This is a genomic window from Mycobacterium sp. E3198 (assembly GCF_001667015.1).
Classification (GTDB): domain Bacteria; phylum Actinomycetota; class Actinomycetes; order Mycobacteriales; family Mycobacteriaceae; genus Mycobacterium.
The window spans coordinates 1-24495 of sequence record NZ_LZIS01000051.1; the positions used below are offsets into that span (position 1 = coordinate 1).

Below are 24495 nucleotides of genomic sequence, written 5' to 3' on the forward strand. Positions count from 1 at the left end.
CGGTGGTGATCTCGGCGTCGGGGGCCAGGACGAAGTGGTCGCGCACCATGCCCAGCAACCGCGCGATGCGCTCGCCGCCCAGTAACGAGGGCGTCCCACCACCGACGAACACCGTGCTCACGGTCGGTGCGTCCATCCGCGCGGCCGCCAGTGCAAGCTCCGTTCCCAGCGCCTGAAGCCAGGCGTCGGGGTTGACGCCGCCCAGCTCGGCCGGGGTGTAGGTGTTGAAGTCGCAATAACCGCACCGCGTGAAGCAGAACGGGACGTGGACGTAGAGCCCGAACGGCCGGCCGGGACTCGGCGCTACGGCGGGCAGGTCGGCCGGGGCCTCGCGAAGTGGCATGCCAAATCCTCCCACGGCGGCCCGGTCGGGCCGTGCGGCGTCGGCGCCGGCGAGCGCATCGGCGCTGGTCACGCGGCGCAGGAGGGCGCTGAAGACGGTCCGCCCGGTTTTCAGGCGATTGGCGGGCCGGTGTGCCCGGGCGCCCAGGGTCGCTGCCTACTTTGGGTCAGCGTGAGGAAAAATATGACCTGCTCGAAACCCCCGCGTCGATCCGTGGCAGAATGGCAGCCGTGACCGCCAACCGCAGCTTGCGCATCGCCCTCGTGGCGCGGCGGCACATCGATCTCAAGCGTGTCTGCAGCTGTTGTTGTTGCTGTCTGCCTTGATGCCGTAGGCCCGCCCCACCTGTAACTCAGCTGGCTGCCGGATCTGCGCAGCCGAAATAAATGCGGTGTGCTGCGCGTCCAAGCCTGCGATGTTCGCGAAGGAGATCCAATGACGACAGCCCGTCCCGCCAAGCCCCGCAACGAGGGCCAGTGGGCGCTGGGAAACCGCGAAGCGCTCAACCCCAACGAAGAGATGAAGCAGGCCGGCGCACCGCTCGAGGTCCGGGACCGCATCGAAAACCTCTACGCCCAGGGCGGATTCGACAGCATCGACAAGGGCGACCTGCGGGGCCGCTTCCGCTGGTGGGGCCTGTACACCCAGCGCGAACAGGGTTACGACGGGTCGTACACCGGCGACGAGAACGCCGAGTTGCTCGAGGCGAAGTACTTCATGATGCGGGTGCGCTGCGACGGCGGCGCGCTGTCGACCGCCGCGCTGCGCACCGTGGGCCAGATCTCGACCGAGTTCGGCCGGGACACCGCCGACATCTCCGACCGGCAGAACGTGCAGATGCACTGGATCCAGGTGGGCGACGTCCCGGAGATCTGGCGGCGGCTCGACGAGGTCGGGCTGCAGACCGCCGAGGCGTGCGGCGACTGCCCGCGCGTGATCCTGGGCTCGCCCCTGGCCGGCGAGTCCCTCGCCGAGGTCATCGACCCCACCTGGGCGATCGACGAGATCGTGCGTCGCTACATCGGCAAGCCGGACTTCGCCGACCTGCCCCGCAAGTACAAGACCGCCATCTCCGGACTGCAGGACGTCGCGCACGAGATCAACGACATCGCCTTCATCGGCGTCAACCATCCCGAACACGGCCCCGGCCTGGATCTCTGGGTGGGCGGGGGCCTGTCCACCAACCCGATGCTCGCCCAGCGCGTCGGCGCCTGGGTTCCGCTGGACGAGGTGCCCGAGGTGTGGGCGGCAGTCACCTCGATCTTCCGCGACTACGGCTATCGGCGCCTGCGGTCCAAGGCGCGGCTGAAGTTCCTGATCAAGGACTGGGGCATCGACAAATTCCGCGAGGTCCTCGAAACCGAATACCTCAAGCGCCCGTTGTTCGACGGCCCGGCCCCCGAGCCGGTCAAGCATCCGATCGATCACGTCGGGGTGCAGCGGCTCAAGAACGGGCTCAACGCGGTCGGGGTCGCCCCGATCGCGGGCCGGGTGTCCGGCACCATCCTGTCGACGGTGGCCGACCTGGCCGAGCGGGCGGGCTCCAACCGAATCCGGTTCACGCCTTACCAGAAGCTGGTCATCCTCGACGTGCCCGATGACCGGGTCGACGACCTGATCGCCGGCGTGGAGGGGCTGGGCCTGCAGGCGCGCCCGTCGCAGTGGCGCCGAAACCTGATGGCCTGCACGGGGATCGAGTTCTGCAAGTTGTCCTTCGCCGAAACACGGGGCAGGGCACAGGATTTGGTGCCCGAGCTGGAGCGCCGGCTCGAGGACCTCAACTCCCGGCTGGACGTGCCGATCACGGTCAACATCAACGGCTGCCCCAACTCGTGCGCGCGCATTCAGGTCGCCGACATCGGGTTCAAGGGTCAGATGGTCGACGACGGTCACGGCGGCTCGGTCGAGGGCTTCCAGGTGCATCTGGGCGGCAGCCTCGGCCTGGACAGCGGTTTCGGCCGAAAACTGCGTCAGCACAAGGTCACCAGCGACGAGCTGGGCGACTACATCGATCGGGTAGTGCGCAACTTCATCAAGCACCGGAGCGACGGCGAACGATTCGCGCAGTGGGTCGTTCGCGCCGAGGAAGGCGACTTGCGATGACCGTAGAAACGACCAGCCCAACGGAGGCCGATCTGCGTGAGCTGGCCGCCCGTGGCGCCGCGGAGCTCGAGGGCGCCAGCGCCACCGACCTGCTGCGCTGGACCGACGACCACTTCGGCGGCATCAACGGCCCCCGGGGCTGGGCGACCTGCAACTACGTGGTGGCGTCCAGCATGCAGGAGGCCGTGCTGATCGACCTGGCCGCCAAGGTGCGGCCCGGGGTGCCGGTGATGTTTTTGGACACCGGCTACCACTTCGTGGAGACCATCGGAACCCGGGACGCGATCGAGTCCGTCTACGACATCCGGGTGGTCAACGTGACGCCCGAGCACACGGTGGCCGAGCAGGACAGGTTGCTGGGCAAGGACCTCTTCGCGCGGGACCCCGGCGAGTGCTGCCGGCTGCGCAAGGTCGCCCCGCTGGGCAGGGCGCTGCGCGGCTACTCGGCATGGGTCACCGGGCTGCGCCGCAGCGACTCGCCGACGCGCGCCAACGCCCCGCTGGTCAGTTTCGACGAGGGCTACAAGCTGGTGAAGATCAACCCGCTGGCGACGTGGAGCGACGACGACATGCAGAACTACATCGACGAGCACGACGTGCTGGTCAATCCCCTTGTCTACGACGGATATCCGTCGATCGGTTGCGCTCCGTGCACCGCCAAGCCGGCCGAGGGAGCCGACCCGCGCAGCGGGCGCTGGCAGGGGCACGCCAAGACGGAATGCGGGTTGCACGCGTAGTGACCGCCCTCGTGCTGACCGCGCACGGAAGCAGGGACCCCCGCTCGGCGGCCAATGCCCGGGCCGTCGCCGGCGAGCTCGCGCGGATGCGGCCCGGCCTGGACGTGCGGCTGGCATTCTGCGAGCTCAACACGCCCGGCCTGGCCGAGGTGCTCGGCGACCTGCCGGGCGGCGCGGTGGTCACCCCGTTGCTGCTGGCGAACGCCTACCACGCGCGCATCGACATCCCCGCCCAGATCGCCCGGTCGGGTATCGATGTTGCCCAGGCTGACGTGCTCGGCGAGGACCCACGGCTGATTTCGCTGCTGCGGCAACGGGTTACGGACATGCGTGTCTCCCGGCACGACGACCGGGTCGGCGTGCTGGTGGCGTCGATCGGTTCATCCGACCCGCGCGCCAACGCGCGCACTCGGCAGGTGGCGCCGCGCCTGCTGACGGGCACGAGTTGGGCGGGCGCGACGACGGCGTTCGTGACCCGTCCGGAACCGTCGCTGGCCGAGGCCGCCGGCCGGTTGCGCCGGCAGGGTGCGCGGCGGGTGGTCATCGCTCCGTGGTTTTTGGCGCCGGGCCTGCTGCCCGACCGGGTGCGCGAGTTCGCGGACGACGCCGGCATCGAGGTGGCGGAACCCCTGGGCGCGCACCGGTTGGTCGCCGAGACGGTGCTGGACCGCTTCGATCGGGCGCTGGTGGCTTCCGCCGGTCGGATCGCCGCCTGACCGAACAGCCTGCGAGCGGCGACCCCCTGACAAACCGCCAACGTCACGCAAGCGGCGCTCGACGACCGGCGCGCTCTGCGAAAGCATCTAGCGCACCGAGAACTTCGGGTGCGTGCCAGGCCCGATTACGCGCCTGGTCGGTGAACTCGACGATGATCTTGGCCTCGGCAAGCGGATCCAAGTATCGATAGACGTTGTTAATCGCGATGTTCAGTTGATCGCTGACCAGTTTTGCGTTAAGCACGGGGCGTTTGATTAGCAAGTCCGCGACACGGTGCACGGCTGAGTTGCGGCGGGCGGTGATCTTCGATTCCCACTGCCCTCTAATGGTTTGCAGATCACCCACTAGGTGTCGACCGTTGACAACGGCCAGAATCGATGCCTCAGACATTTTCTCGACTATTGGCGCAGGGTCGCCCTCGCGATACGCGGTTAGTGCCTGAAAGTACGAATTGGTGTCGGTTAGCAGGCCCGCCGAGACGGGGACCGTGACCTGACGAGTTAACCGCTTGTTGCGCAACATCGACTGGATCAGGGCTCTGCCGGTCCTGCCGTTACCGTCGGGGAAGGGGTGGATGGTTTCGAATTGTGCATGCGCAATTGCGATTTGCGGAAGGACCGCTATGTCACTGCGCTTGGCAAATCGGACTAGATCATCAATGGCACCGGAGACCCTGTCCTGATGCGGCGCAATGAAATCGGCGCCGCGAGGGCCGAAATTTCCCCCGCCGACCCACACCTGCTCGGTGCGCCATTTGCCGGCGATCGCCGGTTCGCTCTCGTGCATCAGCGCGTAATGCATGGCCAGGATTGCCTGGTCGCTGATCTGGCCGGCCAGGTCGATCGCCGCCTGCATCGCCCGGGTGTTCGCAACGATCATTGAAGCGTTGCGGCGCTTGGTGTTTCCCAGGGTTTCGGCCTCAGCGATCGCTCGTGCAGACGCTGTCAAGTTCTCAATTTTTGAGCTGGCTGCTGATTCTGTCCGCAGCAGCACGGAGGCGAATGGGGCGATCTCGCCCCCAAGTTCTGTATCGAACCGCACGATCTCTTGACTGGCCTCTTCGGCGGCAGCTAGAACCTCGGACGGCAGGCTAACGTCGAGGTTGGCAGTCTGGGCAGGGATGGCGGCCTGGTACTCACCGGACTGGCGCAGGGCAGCACGCAGGTCGGATCGCTGGTAACCCGCTTCGGTCGGCGCACCCCAGATGAGGGTTTCGTACCCCACTGCGGTGCCCGAGTTAGCTGATGACATGGATCCCATCTTATCATCACTTAGAGTACTAAATGATAATATGGCTACCGTTGTTATCAGTTCGGTCATCCTGCGCGCATCGCCGGCGGCGCTCCAGTTTGCCGACACCCGACCCCCGACTCCGAAGGGCAGCCACCGGATTGCCACCTGATTCGCTGGAGTTGCCAGTAAACTTCGTGTCTTGAACACGCCCTTGCGAATTCGAGCGCTGCTGGCCGCGCTGGCAGTGGGGTTGGCGGGGTGTGGCGGCAACCAGGCGCCCCCGCCCCACGCGGCCGGTCCGTGCGAGATCGCGCCCAACGGCACGCCGGCGTCGCAGGCCCGCCCGGGTGCACCGTCGTCGAGAAACCTCTCGGCGCACCCCGAGACGGCGACCGGGTACCGCGGCGACATGACCGTGGTGCGCACGGCTCACTACGCGGTGGCCACGGCCAATCCCCTGTCGACCCAGGCGGCGTGCCGGGTGCTGCGCGACGGCGGCACCGCCGCCGACGCGATGGTGGTCGCCCAGGCGGTCCTGGGCCTGGTCGAACCGCAGTCCTCGGGCCTGGGTGGCGGCGGATTCGCGGTGTACTACGGCGCGGGCACCGGTTCGGTGCAGGCCTACGACGGCCGCGAAACCGCGCCCGCGGCCGCCACCGAGAACTACCTGCGCTGGATCGGCGACGACGATCACGCCGTCCCCCGGCCCGACCCGCGTGCCTCGGGCCGATCGATCGGGATACCGGGTGTTCTTCGGATGCTCGAACTCGTGCACCACGACCACGGACGCGCGCCGTGGCGCGATCTCTTCGACCCGGCAGTCGCGTTGGCCGACAACGGTTTCGACATCAGCCCCAGGCTGGCCGCCGCCATCGCCGACTCGGCGGCACCACTAGGGCTGGATCCGCAGGCGCGCGCTTACTTCCTGAACCCGGACGGCAGCCCGAAGGCCGCGGGAACCCGGCTGACCAACCCCGCCTACGCAAAAACCCTGTCCGCCATCGCCTCGGCCGGCGTCAGCGCCTTCTACACCGGCGACGTCGCGCACGACATCGTCGCCGCAGCGGGCGATACCACCGGCGGGCGCACGCCGAGCCTGATGACCAACGAGGACCTGGCGGGCTACGTCGCCAAGAAACGCGACCCGCTGTGCACCACGTACCGCGGCCGGCAGGTGTGCGGCATGCCCACCCCGTCGTCGGGCGGCGTCGCGGTGGCGGCCACGCTCGGAATCCTCGAGCATTTCCCGATGGGCGATTACCGGCCCACGGACGTGGACCTCAACGGCGGTCGGCCGAGCGTGCTGGGCGCTCACCTGGTCTCCGAGGCCGAGCGGCTGGCCTACGCCGACCGCGACAAGTACGTCGCCGACGCCGATTTCGTCGCGTTGCCCGGCGGATCGCTCGCCACGCTGGTCGACCCGGGCTATCTGGCGGGGCGGGCGGCGCTGATCTCGCCACAGCACAGCATGGGAACCGCCGAGCCCGGTGATTTCGGCATGCCCGGCGGCGTCGCGCCACCCGGCCGTGAGCACGGCACCAGCCACGTCAGCGTCATCGATTCCTACGGCAACGCGGCCGCCTTCACGACGACCGTCGAGTCGCCGTTCGGTTCGTTCCACATGGTCGACGGCTTCGTCCTCAACAACCAGCTCACCGATTTCGCCGCCAACCCGCGCGCGGCCGACGGATCTCCGGTGGCCAACCGCGTCCAGCGCGGGAAGCGGCCCCGCAGCTCGATGGCCCCGACCCTGGTGTTCGATGCCGCGCCGGCGGGCCGGGGCGCGCTGTACGCGGTGACGGGCTCACCCGGCGGTTCGACGATCATTCAGTATGTCGTCAAAACCCTGGTGGCGATGATGGATTGGCGCCTGAACCCGCAGCAGGCGGTGTCGCTGGTCGACTTCGGCGCGGACAACTCGCCGCAAACCAACGTCGGCGGCGAGGATCCGGAGATCAACCGGTCCGACAACGGCGATCACGATCCGCTGGTGGTCGGCCTGCGCGCGCTGGGGCACCGGGTGAATCTGACCGACCAGTCCAGCGGGCTTTCCGCGATCACCCGCAGCGCGCCGGGGTGGGCCGGCGGCGCCGATCCCCGCCGCGAGGGCGCGGTCATGGGCGACAACCCGTGACGAGGTCGGCGCGACACCGCCTGGCCCAACGTCACGCCGACGTCAGCGTGTTCCGGTTCTGGTCGGTGTCTCCGCTCCCCGGGACCGCGATGTCGCTGGGCAGGGGTGGGATACGGGTGGCCCGCACGTAGACGGTGTCGCCGTCGCGCAGGTCCAGCGCCTCGGCGTCGCCGCGGGTGATCTGCGCGGTGAAGGCGCCCCCGGTGGCCGCGCTGGTCATTTCCACGCGCACCTCGAATCCCAGCGCGACCACCCGGTCGACCGTCGCGCGCACCACCCCGATGGATTCCGCGGTGCCGTCCCCGCCGGCGACGGCCATGTCGGGCTTGCGGCCGACCCGGATGTCGTGCGGGCGGACCAACGCGCCGTTGAGCTCGGAGACCGCGCCCAAGAACGACATCACGAACGCGCTCGCCGGGGAGTCGTAGACCTCGGTGGGCGATCCGACCTGCTCGATGCGGCCCTTGTTCAAGACCGCGATCCGGTCTGCCACGTCGAGCGCCTCCGCCTGGTCGTGGGTGACCAGCACCGTGGTGACGTGCACCTCGTCGTGCAGGCGCCGCAGCCACGCCCGCAGGTCCTCGCGCACCTTGGCGTCCAATGCGCCGAACGGCTCGTCGAGCAGCAGCACCTGCGGGTCGACGGCCAGCGCCCGGGCCAGCGCCATGCGCTGTCGTTGGCCGCCGGACAGCTGGTTGGGGTAGCGGGTCTGAAATCCGCTGAGCCCCACCACCTCCAGCAGGTTGTCGACCTTCTCCTTGATTTCGGCCTTGGGCCGCTTGCGAATCCGCAATCCGTAAGCCACGTTGTCCCGAACGGTCAGGTGCTTGAACGCGGCGTAGTGCTGAAACACGAACCCGATGCCGCGGCGCTGCGGCGGCACCCCGGTGACGTCGCGACCGTTGATCGTGACGGTCCCGCTGTCGGGCTGGTCCAGGCCGGCGATGGCCCGCAGCAGCGTCGACTTGCCCGAACCGCTGGGACCCAGCAACGCGGTCAGCGAGCCCTTCGGCACCGCGAAGTCCACATGGTCCAGCGCGACGAAGTCGCCGTACTGTTTGTAGGCGTCGTGCACGATGATCGCGTTGTCACCGCGCTGGAGTCGGCTGTCGGTCATCGGGAGTCTCCTTGTCGCGCTTACTTGATCGCCCGTGCCCGGCGGACGTCGAGAACCAGCTGGAAGATCAGGACCAGCACGGCCACCCCCATCAGCAGCGTCGACAGCGCGTAGGCGCCGTACTCCGCCCCCCGGTTGTACCGGTCCGCGACGAGCAAGGTCAGGGTCTGCGACTTCCCGGGCAGGTTGGACGACACGATGATCACCGCGCCGAACTCACCGAGGGTGCGCGCCACGGTCAGCACGATGCCGTACGTCAAGCCCCACCGGATCGAGGGCAACGTGATCCGCCAAAACGTCTGCCACCAGCCCGACCCCAGGGTGGCCGCCGCCTCCTCCTGGTCGGTGCCCAGCTCGTGCAGCACCGGCTCCACCTCGCGCACCACGAACGGCAGGGTGACGAAGATGCTGGCCAACACGATCCCGGGCAGCCCGAAAATGATCTTGAGCCCGAGGTCGCGTTCGACGAACCCGAAGGCGCCACCGGCGCCCCACAGCAGGATCAACGCCACGCCCACGATGACGGGCGACACCGCGAAAGGCAGATCGATGACCGCCTGCAGCACCCCCTTGCCGCGGAAACGGTTGCGCGCCAAAACGAGTGCGGTCGGAATGCCGAACACCACGTTGAGCGGCACCACGATCGCCACCACCAGCAGCGTCAAATTCAGCGCCGAGATGGCCGCCGGTGTGCTCACCCAGTCGAAGAACTGACCGATGCCGGGCCGGAAGGTCCGCCACAGGATCAACGACACGGGAACGACGAGCAACACGAAGATGTAGGAGAGCGCGGCGAATCGGATGAGGTAGCGGATCCTGCGCGACGACGTCATTCGGCCAGCTCCTGCCGCTTGGCGGCGCGCCCGCCCACGATTCGCAAGACCAACAAGACGAAGAACGAGATCGCCAGCAACACAATGGATATCGCAGCGGCACCGGTGCGGTCGTCGTTTTCGATCAGCGTCCGTATCCACTGCGACGACACCTCGGTCTTGCCCGGGACGGCGCCGCCGATCAACACCACCGACCCGAACTCGCCGATCGCCCGGGAGAAGGCCAGCCCCGCACCGGATAGCAGGGCGGGCAGCAGGGACGGCAACATGACCGAGGTGAAGACCTTCGCGCCGCTGGCGCCCAGCGACGCCGCCGCCTCCTCGGTCTCCCGATCCATTTCCAGCAGCACCGGCTGCACGGCGCGCACCACAAAGGGCAACGTGACGAAGGCCAGCGCCACCGCCACGCCGGAGGCGGTGTGCTGCAGGTGCAGGCCCACCGGGCTGTTGTGGCCATACAGGGCCAGCATCACCAGGCTGGCCACGATGGTCGGCAGCGCGAAGGGCAGGTCGATGATCGCGTCGACGAGCCGCTTGCCAAAGAAGTCGTCGCGCACCAGCACCCACGCGATCAGCAGGCCGAAGATCAGGTTCACGGCCGTCACGCCGGCGGAGATGGTCAGCGTCACCCGGAACGACTCCAGCGCGGCGTTCGACGTGACCGCCAGCCAGAAGGCGTGCCAGCCGCCGGCGGCCGCCTGCCACGCGATGGCGGCCAGCGGCAGCAGCACGATCACCGAAAGCCACAACGTCGCAACGCCGACCCGCAGTGGCGTCGTTCCGGCTCCTCGCGGCCGCCACGCACCCGCCGGCGGCTGGTACTCGCGCGTCACGGTGGCCGTCATCCGGTGGCCTGCGTGTAGATCTTGGTGATGCTGCCGGTGTTCTTGTCGAACAGCTGCGGATCCGTTGTCGCCCAACCGCCGAGGTCGGCGATCGTCCACAGTTTCGCCGGCGCCGGATACTGGTCGCGGAAGTCGGCCGCAACGGCCGGATCGACCGGACGGAAGCCGGCCTGCGCCCACACCTGCTGCGCGGCGGCGGTGTACTGGAAGTTCTTGAAGGCAACGGCGGCATTGAGATGAGAGCTGGTGCTCACCACCGCCACCGGGTTCTCGATCTTGAAGGTCTGCGGCGGGTTGACGTGCTCGACGGCTTTGCCGGCCCGCTCCGTGGCGATCGCCTCGTTCTCGTAGCTGATCAACACGTCGCCACTGCCCTGGACGAAGACGTCGGTGGCCTCCCGGCCCGACCCGGGCCGCAATTTGACGTGTTCGCGCACCAGCTCGCTGATGAAGTCGACACCCGCCTGGGCGTTGTTGCCGCCCTGGCTCTTGACGGCGTACGGGGCGAGCAGGTTCCACTTGGCCGAGCCCGAACTCAGCGGGCTGGGCGTGATGACCTCGACGCCGGGCCGCACGAGGTCATCCCAGTCCCTGATGTTCTTCGGATTGCCCTTGCGCACCACCAGCGTTACCACCGACCCGAAGGGGATTCCCTTGGTGGCGTCGGCGTTCCAGTCCTTGGAAACCTTGCCGGCCTTGACCAATCGCGCGATGTCGGGCTCCACGGAGAAGTTCACGACGTCGCCCGGCTTACCGTCGACAACCCCGCGGGACTGGTCACCGGAGGCGCCGTACGAGGCGATCACCTGCACGTCCTTGCCCTCCTCCGCGGCGTTGAATGCGGGAATCACCTTGCTCCAGCCCGGTTCTGGGACCGAATAGGCGACCAGGGTGATGCTCGTGCGCGCGTTGCCCGGCCCGCCGCCCCCGACGACGTCGCTGGGGCCGCCCGCGCACGCGGCGACGACACCGACGATCAGCGCCAGCGCCCCGATGCACCGGAGGACCGGCCGGCGCGGCGCGCTGCCGATGTCGTTGAGCATTGGGGGCCTTTCCGTGCGGGACTTCGGTTCGCGGTCCCGTGACGGCGGAAAGGCGTTTGGCAATGCGGGAGAATTCACGACTCCAGACCAGACCACGCACGGGGTTTGGGAGTCAGCGACAACAGTGCACGAAGACGGCGCATTCGAAAACACCGGACGCCTCGTGCATGTCGCGAAGCCTAACAGGATCCGCCGAGACCGTCTCGTCAGTGCGTCGCCAGCCACGCGACGATCACCAGCACGACAAGCGTGATCAGAATCAAGGTCACATGTGACCGGGGCATGCGCGTTACCCGGGCGCCTCATCGGCGTGCCGGATCCGGCGCAACAACGTGATGCCCCACCCGAGCAGGCCGTCGAGCACGGTCGCCGCGACGTAGGCCACCGCCAATACGACGGGCATCACGATCAGGGCCTGCAGCACGAACGGCAGTCCCGAAAGCCACAGCTCGTTGCCGTCCCACCAATTCAGGAACGCGCTCACCCGGCTCACCCTATTCGCTGCGGCACGGTCAAACCAACGTGCCGCGGCCCGGCGCCGGCCCGGGCTGGTGTAAAAGTCACGGTGAGGCAAACACGCCGACCTCCCACCGGTGCAAACATTGGACGCCGGGCAGGTTGACAGTCGATGATGTCGGGATGGTTCTGCACGCCCAACCCGCCGACCAGCCGGCCGACGGTGCTCCCGGGGAGCCCCCGCTGGAAGCGTTCGACACGGCCGCCGAAACGGTGCTGCCCTCGCCGATCGATTTCAACGCGCCCGCGCCGCTGACGGCCAGCGCGTCGCTGCGGAACCCGTTTCCGCCGATCGCCGATTACGCGTTCCTGTCCGACTGGGAGACGACGTGCCTGATCTCCCCCGCCGGGTCGGTGGAATGGCTGTGCGTGCCCCGCCCCGACTCGCCGAGCGTGTTCGGCGCGATCCTGGACCGCAGCGCGGGGCACTTCCGGCTCGGCCCGTACGGCGTCTCGGTGCCCTCGGCCCGCCGCTACCTGCCCGGCAGCCTGATCATGGAGACCACGTGGCAGACCCACACCGGGTGGCTGATCGTGCGCGACGCGCTGGTGATGGGCAAGTGGCACGACATCGAGCGGCGGTCGCGGACTCATCGCCGCACCCCTATGGACTGGGACGCCGAGCACATCCTGCTGCGCACCGTGCGCTGCGTCAGCGGCACCGTCGAGCTGATGATGAGCTGCGAACCGGCGTTCGACTACCACCGCGTCGGCTCCACCTGGGAATACTCCGCCAACGCGTACGGCGAGGCCATCGCGCGCGCCAGCAGACAACCGGACGCCCACCCCACGCTGCGGCTGACCACCAACCTGCGCATCGGGCTGGAGGGCCGGGAGGCCCGCGCCCGCACCCGGATGAAGGAGGGCGACGACATCTTCGTCGCCCTGAGCTGGACCAAACACCCCGCTCCGCAGACCTACGAAGAGGCCGCCGACAAGATGTGGCAGACCACCGAGTGCTGGCGGCAGTGGATCAACATCGGTAACTTCCCCGACCACCCGTGGCGGGCCTACCTGCAGCGCAGCGCGCTCACCTTGAAGGGGCTGACCTACTCACCCACCGGCGCGCTGCTGGCCGCCAGCACCACGTCGCTTCCGGAGACGCCGCACGGCGAGCGCAACTGGGACTACCGCTACGCCTGGGTCCGCGACTCGACGTTCGCGTTGTGGGGCCTGTACACCTTGGGGCTGGACCGCGAGGCCGACGACTTCTTCGCGTTCATCGCCGACGTCTCCGGCGCCAACAGCAACGAGCGGCACCCGCTGCAGGTGATGTACGGCGTCGGCGGGGAACGCAGCCTGGTCGAAGACGAGCTGCACCACCTGTCCGGCTACGACCACGCCCGGCCGGTGCGCATCGGCAACGGCGCCTACGACCAGGTCCAGCACGACATCTGGGGCTCGATCCTGGACTCGTTCTACCTGCACGCCAAGTCGCGCGAGCAGATCCCGGAGACCCTGTGGCCGGTGCTCAAAAAGCAGGTGGAAGAGGCCATCAAGCACTGGCGCGAGCCCGACCGCGGCATCTGGGAGGTGCGCGGGGAGCCGCAGCACTTCACGTCGTCGAAGGTGATGTGCTGGGTGGCGCTCGACCGCGGCTCCAAGCTCGCCGAGCGGCAGGGCGAGAAGAGCTACGCCCAGCAGTGGCGGGCCATCGCCGAGGAGATCAAGGCGGACATCCTCGAGCACGGGGTGGACTCGCGCGGCGTGTTCACCCAGCGCTACGGCAGCGACGCGCTGGATGCCTCGCTGCTGCTGGTGGTGCTGACCCGGTTCCTGCCGCCGGACGACCCGCGCGTGCGCAACACCGTGCTGGCGATCGCCAACGAGCTCACCGAGGAAGGCCTGGTGCTGCGGTATCGGGTCGAGGAGACCGACGACGGCCTGTCCGGCGAGGAGGGCACGTTCACGATCTGCTCGTTCTGGCTGGTGTCGGCGCTGGTCGAGATCGGGGAGGTGGGCCGGGCCAAGCGGCTGTGCGAGCGGCTGTTGTCCTACGCCAGCCCGCTGCACCTCTACGCCGAGGAGATCGAGCCGCGCACCGGGCGGCACCTGGGCAACTTCCCGCAGGCGTTCACCCACCTGGCGCTGATCAACGCCGTGGTCCACGTCATCCGCGCCGAGGAGGAGGCCGACAGCACCGGGGGCTTCCAGCCCGCGAACGCCCCCATGTAGGACGGTTACCGGCGAGCAGACGCAAAATCGCACGATCCGAACCGGATTCGTGCGATTTGCGTCTGCTCGCGGTCTGCCGCGTCAGATCAGCGCGCCGATCCTGTCCATCATGGCGCGCGCGATCTCGACGGCGCTGTTGTTGATCTCGCCCGGTCCGTGGGCCGACGGTCCCGCGGAATTGAAGAAGTCCACCTCGACCTCGATGAGGCAATTGCCGCGCACCGCAATGGCACGCCCCGCCGGGACCGACACCGAATCGGGATGCGGCGACCGCCACCCTTCCCAAACCGTCGCCGCCACAACGGAATCGAGAACCTGCACGTCGGTGATCTTGCCCTTGAGCCTGAACATGCCGCCCGGCAGGGACGTCTGCACGCCACTGCATTCCTGCCATTGCCGAGAAAACTTCGCGAACAGCGCGTCGGCGTCAGCGGCGCTGGGCAGGCTGACCACGCCCTCCTTCACGTCCGTCACATCCGCGGGCCTGGCGGCGTGCCGCCAGGCCGCAACCGCGACCTCTTCGACATCGCTGGATTCGTAGACGCCTTGCTGCAGCATCGCGGCGACCCCGAGACAGCCGTCGGGCAACGCCGTTCCAGCGTCCTGCAGCTCCTCGGCGCCCCCGAACTGCGGCGGAAAACGAAGGTCAAGGTCCAAGGGCTGCTTGAGGATTCGCGACAGCGTCTCATCGCCCAGCAGCACATGGTCGACGGCCGGGCCGCCGAGCGGTCGCGGCGCCAGGCCCGGCGCCGGCAGCGCGGTGCCGCCGATGTGCACCGCGCAACCGGCGGCTAGCAGCACGACGGCCAGCGGGACTGCCAAGAACGAGAGGGGTTTCATGCGGTCACATCTGAGTTGGTCGTTAACCTTTTGTTCACCTTGATTTTAACCCCGGTTTCCCCAAGGCGCGCTGCGCCGCGCCGGAAACACAGGGCAGCCGCAGCGAGGTCCCAGGCCTTTGTCAGCGCCCGCCTCAGCCCAGGGTGTTCACCTTGTCCATCAGGGCGTGCGCGACGTCGATGGCGCTGGTGTCGACGTTGCCCGATCCCGGGTCGGACGAGCGTCGCTCGCCGAAGAAGACCACCTCGACCTCGACCAGGCAGTTCGACTGCACGCCCAGGGCTCGCGCCTGGGGCGTGGGGCGCAGGGGCGGCATGTTGGGCAGCGTCGACGTCGCCGTATTGGTCGCGGCCACAATGGTATTCGAGGCATCGGCCATCCGGACGTCGCTGATGACGTTTGTCGTGCTGATCGGGCCGGTCTGCTCCGTCATCGTGGTGCCCGCGCACTGCTGCCACTGCTGCGCGAACTGCGCGAACAGCGCGGCGGCCTGTGCGGCCGAGGGCAGCGTCACCACGCCCTCGATCACGGTGAGCACCTGCGCCGGCTCGCCGTTGTTCCACCACGACTCCGACGCAACGTCTTTGACGTCGGCGGGCTGGGGGCCGGACTGGTACACGCTTTTTTGCAGCATCGCGGTCACGCCCAGGCAACCGGCCGGCGACACCGTCTCGTCCTTGTGGAACAGCGTTTCGGGGCCGCCGGACTCGGGTGGATTGCGGGCGACGAACGGCTGGCCGAGCATCCGCGACAGCGCGGCCCCGTCGAGGAGTACCTGCTTGACGGTCGCACCGGTGAGCGGCCGCGGCTTGAGATTCGGCGCCGGCTTCGCGGTGCCGCCCACCACCGTGCCGCAGCCCGCCACCACCGCGGCGACCACGAGCAACGCCGTCGCCGGCCCGATTCTGCGCACGGCTACTTCTTACCCTTGTCCCCGGCGGCGTCGGTCGACCGCGCGGCGACGAACGCCTCCTGCGGCACCTCGACGCGGCCGATGGTCTTCATCCGCTTCTTGCCTTCCTTCTGCTTTTCCAGCAGCTTGCGTTTGCGGGTGATGTCACCCCCGTAGCACTTGGACAGCACGTCCTTGCGGATCGCCCGGATGTTCTCGCGCGCAATGATTTTCGATCCGATCGCCGCCTGCACCGGCACCTCGAACTGCTGGCGCGGGATGAGCTCCTTGAGCTTGGTGGCCATCTTGTTGCCGTAGGCGTACGCGGAGTCCTTGTGCACGATCGCGCTGAACGCGTCGACGGCCTCGCCCTGCAGCAGGATGTCGACCTTGACCAGCTCGGCCTCCTGCTCGCCGGCCTCCTCGTAGTCGAGGCTGGCATAGCCGCGGGTGCGCGACTTCAGGGAATCGAAGAAGTCGAAGATGATCTCGCCGAGCGGCATCGTGTAGCGCAATTCCACCCGTTCGGGCGACAGATAGTCCATGCCCCCGAGCTCACCGCGGCGGGACTGGCACAGCTCCATGATCGTGCCGATGAATTCGCTGGGCGCGATGATCGTCGTCTTCACCACCGGCTCGTAGACGGTGCGGACCTTGCCCTCGGGCCAGTCCGACGGGTTGGTCACGATTATCTCCGTGTCGTCTTCCTTCACGACGCGGTACACGACGTTCGGCGAGGTCGAGATGAGGTCCAGGTCGAACTCGCGCTCCAGGCGCTCGCGGGTGATCTCCATGTGCAGCAGGCCCAAAAACCCGCAGCGGAACCCGAAGCCGAGCGCCACCGACGTCTCGGGTTCGTAGGTCAGCGCGGCGTCGTTGAGCTGCAGCTTGTCCAGGGCATCGCGCAGGTCCGGGTAGTCGGAGCCGTCGACGGGATACAGCCCCGAGTACACCATCGGCTTGGGCTCGCGGTAGCCCGTCAGCGCCTCGGTGGCGCCGTGCCGGGCCGTCGTCACCGTGTCGCCGACCTTGGACTGGCGGACGTCCTTGACGCCGGTGATCAGGTAACCCACCTCCCCCACGCCCAGGCCCTCGCTGGGCTTGGGTTCGGGCGAGACGATGCCGACCTCGAGCAGTTCGTGGGTGGCGCCCGTCGACATCATCGCGATGCGTTCGCGCGGCGTGATCTTGCCGTCGACCACCCGAACGTAGGTCACGACGCCGCGGTAGATGTCGTAGACCGAGTCGAAGATCATTGCGCGGGTCGGCGCGTCGGCGTCGCCCTGCGGCGGCGGCACCTGACGGACCACCTCGTCGAGCAGCTCCGGCACGCCCTCCCCGGTCTTGCCGGACACGCGCAGCACGTCGCCCGGTTCGCAACCGATGATGTGGGCGATCTCACCGGCGTAGCGGTCCGGATCGGCGGCCGGCAGGTCGATCTTGTTGAGCACCGGGATGATCGTCAGGTCGCGGTCCAGCGCCAGGTAGAGATTGGCCAGGGTCTGCGCTTCGATGCCCTGGGCCGCATCGACCAGCAGGATGGCGCCCTCGCAGGCCTCCAGCGCGCGCGACACCTCGTAGGTGAAGTCGACGTGACCCGGGGTGTCGATCAGGTGCAGGACGTAGTTTTCGTCTCCGACTTTCCAGGGCAGGCGCACGTTCTGGGCCTTGATGGTGATCCCGCGCTCCCGTTCGATGTCCATCCGATCCAGGTACTGGGCGCGCATCGACCGCTCATCGACGACGCCGGTGAGCTGGAGCATCCGGTCCGCCAACGTCGACTTGCCGTGGTCGATGTGAGCGATGATGCAGAAATTCCGAATCCGCGCCGGCGGGGTGAAGGTCTTGTCGGCGAAACTGCTGATGGGAATCTCCTGGTCTGGGCCCGCGCGAGGCCTGGTGAGCGGCGGTTCGCCGGTGCGTCCAGGGTATCCGTGCGGGATGCCCGGGACCTATTCGGACGCAATCGCGCCCGGCCGCCCGCGTCTATGCTGCGACTATGGCGTCCCCGCGGAAATCCCAGTGGAAGACGTTGCAGCGGTTCGCCCGCAATGCTGTGATCGCCGCCCAGACAGCCCAGGTCGTCGCGCGGGAACTGCAGCACGCCGTGAAGATCACCGCGGATGTCATCGCCGCGGCCGCCCCGCAACCGCCCGTGGCCATCACCGCGGGCCGGCCGGTGACCAGCGCCAGCTTCCCGACCGCCCAGCGGGCGCGCAAGCTGGTCTACGCCCCGAACCTGGACGGCCGCGCCGATCCCGGGGAGATCGTCTGGACGTGGGTGGTCTACGAGGACGATCCCAGCCGCGGCAAGGACCGTCCCGTCCTGGTCGTGGGTCGCGACCGCCGCGTCCTGCTGGGGCTGGTGGTGTCCAGCCAGGAGCGGCACGCCGGCGACCGGGATTGGGTCGGGATCGGCGCGGGCGCGTGGGATTACGAGGGCCGGGAGAGCTGGGTCCGGCTCGACCGGGTGCTCGACGTGCCCGAGGAGAGCATCCGCCGCGAGGGCGCCATCCTGGACCGCGAGATTTTCGACGTCATCGCCGCGCGGCTGCGCGCCGAATACGCGTGGAGCTAGTGCCGAATCAGCCCTGGGTGATGTAGGACTGCAGCTGCTGCTGCTCGGCCTCGAGCTCTTCCATCCTGGTCTTCACCACGTCGCCGATGCTGACGATGCCGATCAGCTTCTTGCCGTCCAGCACCGGCACGTGGCGCACCCGGTTCTTGGTCATCAGCACGCTCAACGAGTCGACCGTGTCGGATTTGGTGCAGGTGGCGACGTTGGCGGTCATGATCTTCGAGATTGGCCGGGACAGCACACTGGCGCCGTGCGTGTGCAGTTGGCGCACGACGTCGCGCTCCGAGACGATGCCGACGACGCCGTCGTCGCCGACCACCACCATGGCACCGATGTTTTGCTCGGCGAGACCGGCGAGCAACTCCTTGACCGTGGCCTCCGGGTTGATCGTCACCACCGCCGCGCCCTTGTTCCGCAAGACGTCCGCAATCCGCATCAGGCCTCCAGCCGGTTGTGATCCGCTTCACACCAGGCTACGGCTAACTCGCGCGCCGGGAAAGGCACACCACGAGAACCGGAACCGGACGCTCCCATACCCTCGGATTCGGTGCCCAAACACGGCCCGGTCAAATGCCGCTGCGTCCGGGCACGGCTTGCGACGATAGAGCGATGATCGAGATCACTTTGCTGGGAACAGGAAGCCCGATCCCCGACCCGAACCGCGCCGGACCGTCGACCCTGGTGCGGGCCGGCGGGCAGGTGTTCCTGATCGATTGCGGGCGGGGCGTGCTGCAGCGGGCGGCCGCGGTCGGCGTGGGCGCGGCCGGATTGTCGGCGCTGCTGCTCACCCACCTGCACAGCGACCACATCGGCGACCTCGGCGACCTGCTCATCACGCGGTGGATCACCACGTTCTCGCCCGACCCGGCGCCGCTGCCCATCATCGGACCGCCCGGCACCGCGGAGACGGTGGAGGCGACGCTGAAGGCGTTCGGCCATGACATCGGCTACCGGATCGCCCACCACGCCGATCTCAACGATCCGCCCGCGGTCGAGGTGCACGAATACACCGACGGACCGGCGTGGGACCGCGCCGGGGTGTCCATCCGGGTGGCACCGACCGATCACCGGCCGGTCACCCCGACCATCGGCTTCCGCATCGACTCCGATGGCGCGTCGGTGGTGCTGGCCGGGGACACCGTGCCCTGCGCCGGCCTCGACGAATTGGCCCGCGGCGCCGACGCCTTGGTGCACACCGTGATCCGCAAGGACATCGTCGCCAACATCCCGCAGCAGCGCCTGCAGGACATCTGCGACTACCACTCGTCGGTGCAGGAGGCCGCGGCGACGGCGGCCCGGGCGGGCGTGGGCACCCTGGTGATGACGCACTACGTGCCGGCGCTGGTGCCCGGGCAAGAGGAACAGTGGCGCGCGCTGGCCGCCGCCGAATTCGGCGGCCGCGTGGAGCTGGGCGACGACCTACTTCGGGTCGAGGTCAGTCCGCGGCACTAGCGCGCCGCCTCGGCGGCTACGCCAGCCGGGTGATCTCCACGATCACGTCGAGGTCCGTCGCCCCTTCCCCGGAGTAGATCCCCTTCAGCGGGGAGACGTCGGTGTAGTCGCGCCCGGCGCCCACGCTGACGTACTGCTCGGTGATCTCGCTGTCGTTGGTGGGGTCGAAATTCCACCAACCACCGGTCCACGCCTGGATCCAGGCGTGGCTGCGCCCGTCCACGGTGTCCCCGACGACCGCGTTGCGGTTGGGGTGCAGATAGCCGGACACGTAGCGCCCGGGAATTCCCATGCCCCGCAACACCATCAGCGACAGATGCACGAAGTCCTGGCAGACGCCCTTGCCCTCGTTCAGCGCGTCCAGCCCCGACGAGTGGACGCCGGTGGTCCCGGGCAGGTAGTCGAGCTCGTCGCGCACCCACTTGCCGGCCGCGACGACGGCCTCGGCGGGCTCGTAGGACTTGGCGAGCTTCTTGGCAACGGACGCAACGCGTTTGCTCGACGGGCTGTGCGCCGTCGGGCGCAGCAGTTCGTCGAAGCGATCGATCACGGCCGCGGAGTGCAGGTCGCTCCAGCTGACCTCCCCCACCGCCGGCTCCCCCCGCTCGGTCTCGACCACCGAGGAGGACGTCACCGTGAGATCGGTGTGCGGCGCGTGCAGGTCGAACGCCGTGACGGCGGTGCCCCAATAGTCGATGTAGCGGTGGGAGCGCGTCGCGGGGATGGTCTCGACCCGGTTGAGGATGACGTTTTGCCGGGTGTCCGAGCGCGGGGTCAGGCGGGCTTCGTTGTAGGAGGCGGTGACCGGCGACTGGTAGGCGTAGCCGGTGGTGTGCACGACCCGCAGCCGCCACATCAGTTTTCGCCCTGCCTGCCGACCAGGGCGCGCTGGCCGGCGTCCGACCATGCCACCCACGGGGTGACGTGAAAGTACTGCAGCGACAACGCCTCTCCGACATCGCTACAGGTGCGCTGTAAGCCGGCCAGCCGATCCTCCAACGACTCGAGCAGCACGCCGGGTTGCACGAACTCCAGTTCGCTGCGGGCCTTCCCGAGCAGGCGCTGCGCCTCGGCGGTGGAGCCGATGCGGCTCTGCGGATTATGCAGCAGCTCTTCGAGATTGTGTTCGGCCAGCCGCAGCGAGTAGAACACCGAGCGCGGAAACAGCCTGTCCAACAACATGAATTCGACCACCCGGCCGGCATCCAGCACGCCCCGGTAGGTCCGAAGGTAGGTGTCGTGCGCACCCGCCGAACGCAACAGCGTCACCCACGCCGGGGACGACGCGCTGTCCCCCACGCGCGACAGCAGCAGCCGCACCGTCATGTCGACGCGCTCAATCGCGCGGCCCAGCAGCATGAAGCGGTATCCGTCGTCGCGCGACAGCGTCGAGTCGGCCAGGCCGGCGAACATCGCCGCCCGGCCCTCGATGAACGACAGGAATTCGTGTGGCCCAAGGCGTTTGGCGGCGCGCTCGCGTTCGGCAAGGGCGTGGTAGGTGGTGTTGAGGCATTCCCAGATCTCGATGGACGTCACCTCGCGCGCGGACTTCGCGTTCTCCCGCGCCGCCGTGATGGCGTCGACGATCGAACACCCGCCGGAGGCGTTGGTGCTGAAGGCGACCAGGTCGGTCAGCGACCACACATCCAGGTCGTGATCCGGTGGGTCGATGCCCAGCACCCGCAACAGCAGCCGGGACGCCTGGTCCGGGTCGACGCTGGAATCCTCGAGCAGTTGGTGCAGCGCCACATCCAGGATCCGGGCGGTGTCGTCGGCGCGCTCGACGTAGCGACCGATCCAGTAGAGCGCCTCGGCGTTGCGGGCCAGCATCAGCGCATCCTCTGTTGCTGTTGCTGCTGGGGTTGCTCGTCGGGAAGCTCCGTCGGCTGTGGCTGCTGCTGCGACAGCCGCGGCGCACCGTCGAGCACCGGGTCCGGGATGGACGTCGGCAGCGACCGGACGACCTCGGCGGCGCCCAGCTCCCGGGCGCCGGCCGCGGCGCGCGGCGCCAGCACCCAGGTGTCCTTCGAGCCGCCGCCCTGGCTCGAGTTGACCACCCGCGAGCCCTCGACCAGTGCCACCCGGGTCAGCCCGCCGGGCAGCACCCACACGTCGTTGCCGTCGTTGACCGCGAACGGCCGCAGGTCGACGTAGCGGGGCGCCAGCGTGCTCCCGACCTGCGTCGGCACGGTCGACAGCTCCATCATCGGCTGCGCGATCCAGCTGCGCGGGTCGTCGCGGATCTTCTTGGCGACGGCGGCCAGCTCCTTGTCGGAGGCCTCCGGGCCGAACACGATGCCATAACCGCCGGAGCCCTCGACCGGCTTGAGCACCAGCTCGTCGACCCGGTCCAGCACCTCTTCGCGTTCGTCGTCGAGCCAGCACCGGTAGGTCTCGACGTTGGCCAGCAGCGGTTTCTCGCCGAGGTAGTACTCGATCATCGTCGGCACGTAGGTGTAGACGAGCTTGTCGTCGCCCACGCCGTTGCCGATCGCGCTGGAGATGACGACGTTGCCGGCGCGGGCGGCGTTGACCAGGCCGGCCACCCCCAGCACCGAGTCGGCACGGAACTGCAGCGGGTCGAGGAAGGCGTCGTCGATGCGCCGGTAGATGACGTCGACCTGGCGCTCGCCCTCGGTGGTGCGCATGTACACCTGGTTGTCGCGGCAGAACAGGTCGCGGCCCTCGACGAGCTCGACCCCCATCTGCCGGGCCAGCAGCGAATGCTCGAAGTAGGCCGAGTTCGCCACGCCCGGAGTCAGCACGACGATGGTGGGGTCGGCCTCGTTGGTGGCCGCGGAGTTGCGCAGCGCGCGCAGCAGGTGCGACGCGTAGTCGTCCACGGCGCGCACCCGGTGGGTGGCGAACAGGTTGGGGAAGACCCGCGCCATGGTGCGCCGGTTCTCCATCACGTACGACACGCCCGAGGGTGAGCGCAGGTTGTCCTCGAGGACGCGGAAGTTGCCCTTTTCGTCGCGGATCAGGTCGATGCCGGCGACGTGGATGCGCACGCCGTTGGGCGGGACGATGCCGAAGGCCTGCCGGTGGAAATGCTCACAGGATGTGATGAGGCGGCGCGGGATGATGTCGTCGTTCAGGATTTCCTGGTCGCCGTAGATGTCGTCGAGGTACATCTCGAGGGCCTTGACCCGCTGGGTGATGCCGCGCTCCAGCCGGCTCCACTCGGCGGCCGAGATCACCCGGGGCACCAGGTCCAGCGGGAACGGCCGCTCCTGGCCCGACAGCGAAAACGTGATGCCCTGGTCGATGAACGCGCGGCCCAGCGCCTCGGCGCGGGCCTTCAGCTCCGAGGCGTCCGACGGCGCGAGCTCCGCGTAGATGCCCTTGTACGGGCCGCGCACGGTGCCCTGCGCGTCGAACATCTCGTCGAAGGCCTTCGAATAAACGTCGGCGTAGGCGTCCGACTCGGTGTAGCCGCCGAAGATCCGCTCGGCGCGCGCGTCCGGGCGCCCCGCAGCGCCGCGCGGGCCCCGCCTGGTGTCCTCAAGCTGGCTCGGAAGACTCACCTTAGAGATGCTGCCTCAAATCGACGTTCTGGCAGGCCACGGTTTCCCCTTTTGGGAGAAAACGTAACCGACTGCTAACCTGGGCAATCGCCATCGGGTGTGGGGCGCCCGGAGCAAAACACCGATCTTCAAGAAGGAACTGACGCGTGGCCAACATCAAGTCGCAGCAAAAGCGCATCAAGACCAACGAGCGCGCCCGCCTGCGCAACAAGGCGGTCAAGTCCTCGCTGCGCACCGCCGTGCGCTCGTTCCGCGAGGCCGCCCACTCCGGCGACAAGGAGAAGGCCGCCGAGCTGCTGGTGTCGACCAACCGCAAGCTGGACAAGGCGGCCAGCAAGGGCGTCATCCACAAGAACCAGGCGGCCAACAAGAAGTCGGCGCTCGCCCGGGCCCTCAACAAGATCTGAGCCGCCATCGGGCCCTTCAGCGGCCGCGGTCGGCCACCAATTCGGCCACCTGCCTGACGGCGGACTCCAGCGCGTAGTCCGCGTCGGCGACGGCTCCCTTGACGTTCGCGTTGAGCTCCGCCACGACCTTCATCGCGGTGGCCACCGAGTGGCGCGACCAGCGCCGGGCCTGTTTTTGGGCCTTCTGCACCCGCCATGGCGGCATCCCCAGTTGCGCCGCCAGGCGATACGGGTCGCCGGAGAGCGGACCCACCCGGCCGATGCTGTGCACGGCCTCGGCCAGGGCGTCGGCCAGCACCACCAGCGGTTCGCCGCGCAGCATCGCCCACCGCAGCGCCTCGGTAGCGCCGGCGACGTCGCCGGTCACCGCCTTGTCGGCGATGTCGAAGCCCTTCACCTCCGCCTTGCCGCTGTGATAACGCCGCACGGCGGCGGCATCGACGACACCGGCGGTGTCGGCGACCAGCTGTGAACACGCGGCGGCCAGCTCGCGCACGTCGGAGCCGACGGCGTCCAGCAGCGCGGTAACGGTCTCCTCGTCGACCTTGACCCGCAGCTCGCGGAACTCCTTGCGGACGAAATCGACGCGCTCGCTCGGCTTGGTGATCCGCGCGCACGGATGGACCTCGGCGCCCAGCGACTGCAGCTGGCCGGCCAGCGCCTTGGCCCGCCCGCCGCCGGAGTGCACCACCACCAGCACCGTGCCCGTCGGGACGTCGGCGGCGGCCGCGGCGATCATCGCGGCCGCGTCCTTGCCCGCTTCGCCGGCCGCCTCCAGCACGACGATGCGCTCGTCGGCGAACAGCGACGGGCTCAGCAGTTCGGCAAGTTCGTAGGTGCTCACGTCGCCGGCCCGCATCCGGCTCACCGGAACGTCGGGGTTGTCAGAGGTGCGGGCGCGCTTGCGCGCCGACCGCAACACGTCGGCTACCGCCCGCTCGACCAGCAGCTCCTCGTCCCCCAACACCAGGTGCAGGTGGTGCACAACCTCGCTCACCCCACG

22 protein-coding genes and 1 pseudogene are annotated in these 24495 nt (G+C 68.5%); 8 read left to right on the forward strand and 15 right to left on the reverse strand.

Annotated features, from left to right (window positions below; translation table 11 throughout):
• Positions 1-343: pseudogene (locus A5673_RS05930) on the reverse strand (coproporphyrinogen III oxidase); the annotation flags it as partial.
• 435 nt (positions 344-778) lie between these two features.
• On the opposite strand from A5673_RS05930, the gene A5673_RS05935 reads away from it, so the two are divergent.
• From A5673_RS05935 to A5673_RS05945, 3 genes are read left to right on the forward strand one after another with little or no spacing between them, the layout of a single operon-like run.
• Positions 779-2446 (forward strand): nitrite/sulfite reductase, encoded by a 1668-nt coding sequence (locus A5673_RS05935; protein WP_068228443.1) that lies wholly within the window; start codon positions 779-781, stop codon positions 2444-2446.
• On the forward strand, positions 2443-3183 hold the full coding sequence (locus A5673_RS05940; RefSeq protein ID WP_068228444.1) for a phosphoadenylyl-sulfate reductase: 741 nt from the start codon (positions 2443-2445) through the stop codon (positions 3181-3183). The genes A5673_RS05935 and A5673_RS05940 overlap by 4 nt, the downstream gene beginning before the upstream one ends.
• On the forward strand, positions 3183-3899 hold the full coding sequence (locus A5673_RS05945) for a sirohydrochlorin chelatase (RefSeq protein WP_369806462.1): 717 nt from the start codon (positions 3183-3185) through the stop codon (positions 3897-3899). Before A5673_RS05940 ends, A5673_RS05945 begins: the two co-directional genes overlap by 1 nt.
• Positions 3900-3942: 43 nt before the next feature.
• Here the strand turns inward: A5673_RS05945 and A5673_RS05950 are convergent, their stop codons facing one another.
• On the reverse strand, positions 3943-5151 hold the full coding sequence (locus tag A5673_RS05950) for a Fic family protein (RefSeq protein WP_068228450.1): 1209 nt from the start codon (positions 5149-5151) through the stop codon (positions 3943-3945).
• 181 nt (positions 5152-5332) lie between these two features.
• On the opposite strand from A5673_RS05950, the gene A5673_RS05955 reads away from it, so the two are divergent.
• Positions 5333-7267, forward strand: coding sequence for a gamma-glutamyltransferase family protein (locus A5673_RS05955; protein WP_068228452.1), 1935 nt, complete (start codon positions 5333-5335; stop codon positions 7265-7267).
• 31 nt (positions 7268-7298) lie between these two features.
• Here A5673_RS05955 and A5673_RS05960 read toward each other — a convergent pair whose 3' ends face one another.
• The 5 genes from A5673_RS05960 to A5673_RS05980 all read right to left on the reverse strand — a co-directional run bounded on the left by A5673_RS05960 (position 7299) and on the right by A5673_RS05980 (position 11589).
• Positions 7299-8384: a sulfate/molybdate ABC transporter ATP-binding protein gene (locus A5673_RS05960; RefSeq protein ID WP_068228456.1), complete on the reverse strand. Its 1086-nt coding sequence runs from the start codon at positions 8382-8384 to the stop codon at positions 7299-7301.
• A 20-nt stretch (positions 8385-8404) separates the two neighbouring features.
• On the reverse strand, positions 8405-9217 hold the full coding sequence (gene cysW, locus A5673_RS05965; protein WP_068228459.1) for a sulfate ABC transporter permease subunit CysW: 813 nt from the start codon (positions 9215-9217) through the stop codon (positions 8405-8407).
• Positions 9214-10062 (reverse strand): sulfate ABC transporter permease subunit CysT, encoded by an 849-nt coding sequence (gene cysT / locus A5673_RS05970; RefSeq protein WP_068228464.1) that lies wholly within the window; start codon positions 10060-10062, stop codon positions 9214-9216. The genes cysW and cysT overlap by 4 nt, the downstream gene beginning before the upstream one ends.
• Positions 10059-11105, reverse strand: coding sequence for a sulfate ABC transporter substrate-binding protein (locus A5673_RS05975; protein WP_068228465.1), 1047 nt, complete (start codon positions 11103-11105; stop codon positions 10059-10061). The genes cysT and A5673_RS05975 overlap by 4 nt, the downstream gene beginning before the upstream one ends.
• Positions 11106-11394: 289 nt before the next feature.
• Positions 11395-11589, reverse strand: a complete 195-nt coding sequence (locus A5673_RS05980) for a hypothetical protein (protein WP_068228466.1) — start codon at positions 11587-11589, stop codon at positions 11395-11397.
• Positions 11590-11744: 155 nt separating this feature from the next.
• Between A5673_RS05980 and A5673_RS05985 the strand changes: the two genes are divergently transcribed.
• Complete coding sequence (locus tag A5673_RS05985) at positions 11745-13796, forward strand: glycoside hydrolase family 15 protein (RefSeq protein ID WP_068228470.1); 2052 nt, start codon at positions 11745-11747, stop codon at positions 13794-13796.
• Positions 13797-13877: 81 nt separating this feature from the next.
• Here A5673_RS05985 and A5673_RS05990 read toward each other — a convergent pair whose 3' ends face one another.
• The 3 genes from A5673_RS05990 to lepA form a co-directional block, all read right to left on the reverse strand.
• The gene (locus tag A5673_RS05990) at positions 13878-14636 is read right to left on the reverse strand and encodes a sensor domain-containing protein (RefSeq protein ID WP_068228472.1); all 759 of its coding nucleotides are present in this window, start codon (positions 14634-14636) and stop codon (positions 13878-13880) included.
• 133 nt (positions 14637-14769) lie between these two features.
• A complete protein-coding gene (locus tag A5673_RS05995; RefSeq protein WP_068228475.1) occupies positions 14770-15549 on the reverse strand; it encodes a sensor domain-containing protein in 780 nt (259 codons plus the stop codon).
• A gap of 2 nt (positions 15550-15551) precedes the next feature.
• Positions 15552-17471, reverse strand: coding sequence for a translation elongation factor 4 (gene lepA, locus A5673_RS06000; RefSeq protein ID WP_369806463.1), 1920 nt, complete (start codon positions 17469-17471; stop codon positions 15552-15554).
• A 56-nt stretch (positions 17472-17527) separates the two neighbouring features.
• On the opposite strand from lepA, the gene A5673_RS06005 reads away from it, so the two are divergent.
• Entirely contained in the window at positions 17528-18106 is a 579-nt protein-coding gene (locus A5673_RS06005) for a type II toxin-antitoxin system PemK/MazF family toxin (protein WP_068228481.1), read from the forward strand.
• A 7-nt stretch (positions 18107-18113) separates the two neighbouring features.
• On the opposite strand, the gene A5673_RS06010 is transcribed toward A5673_RS06005, so the two are convergent.
• Positions 18114-18542 carry a CBS domain-containing protein gene (locus A5673_RS06010; protein ID WP_066914112.1) on the reverse strand — a complete coding sequence of 143 codons (429 nt, stop codon included), beginning with the start codon at positions 18540-18542 and terminating at the stop codon, positions 18114-18116.
• A 173-nt stretch (positions 18543-18715) separates the two neighbouring features.
• Between A5673_RS06010 and A5673_RS06015 the strand changes: the two genes are divergently transcribed.
• On the forward strand, positions 18716-19558 hold the full coding sequence (locus tag A5673_RS06015; RefSeq protein WP_068228484.1) for a ribonuclease Z: 843 nt from the start codon (positions 18716-18718) through the stop codon (positions 19556-19558).
• 16 nt (positions 19559-19574) lie between these two features.
• On the opposite strand, the gene A5673_RS06020 is transcribed toward A5673_RS06015, so the two are convergent.
• Genes A5673_RS06020 through A5673_RS06030 form a run of 3 tightly spaced genes read right to left on the reverse strand, consistent with a single transcriptional unit; the run spans position 19575 to position 23094 of the window.
• The gene (locus A5673_RS06020; protein ID WP_068228487.1) at positions 19575-20414 is read right to left on the reverse strand and encodes a transglutaminase family protein; all 840 of its coding nucleotides are present in this window, start codon (positions 20412-20414) and stop codon (positions 19575-19577) included.
• Positions 20414-21388: an alpha-E domain-containing protein gene (locus A5673_RS06025; protein ID WP_068228490.1), complete on the reverse strand. Its 975-nt coding sequence runs from the start codon at positions 21386-21388 to the stop codon at positions 20414-20416. Before A5673_RS06025 ends, A5673_RS06020 begins: the two co-directional genes overlap by 1 nt.
• A complete protein-coding gene (locus A5673_RS06030; RefSeq protein WP_082958565.1) occupies positions 21388-23094 on the reverse strand; it encodes a circularly permuted type 2 ATP-grasp protein in 1707 nt (568 codons plus the stop codon). Before A5673_RS06030 ends, A5673_RS06025 begins: the two co-directional genes overlap by 1 nt.
• A gap of 137 nt (positions 23095-23231) precedes the next feature.
• Here A5673_RS06030 and rpsT point away from each other — a divergent pair, with 137 nt between their 5' ends.
• The gene (gene rpsT, locus A5673_RS06035) at positions 23232-23492 is read left to right on the forward strand and encodes a 30S ribosomal protein S20 (protein ID WP_068228496.1); all 261 of its coding nucleotides are present in this window, start codon (positions 23232-23234) and stop codon (positions 23490-23492) included.
• A 16-nt stretch (positions 23493-23508) separates the two neighbouring features.
• Here rpsT and holA read toward each other — a convergent pair whose 3' ends face one another.
• Positions 23509-24468 carry a DNA polymerase III subunit delta gene (gene holA, locus A5673_RS06040; protein ID WP_156747908.1) on the reverse strand — a complete coding sequence of 320 codons (960 nt, stop codon included), beginning with the start codon at positions 24466-24468 and terminating at the stop codon, positions 23509-23511.
• Between the last annotated feature and the right edge of the window lie 27 nt (positions 24469-24495).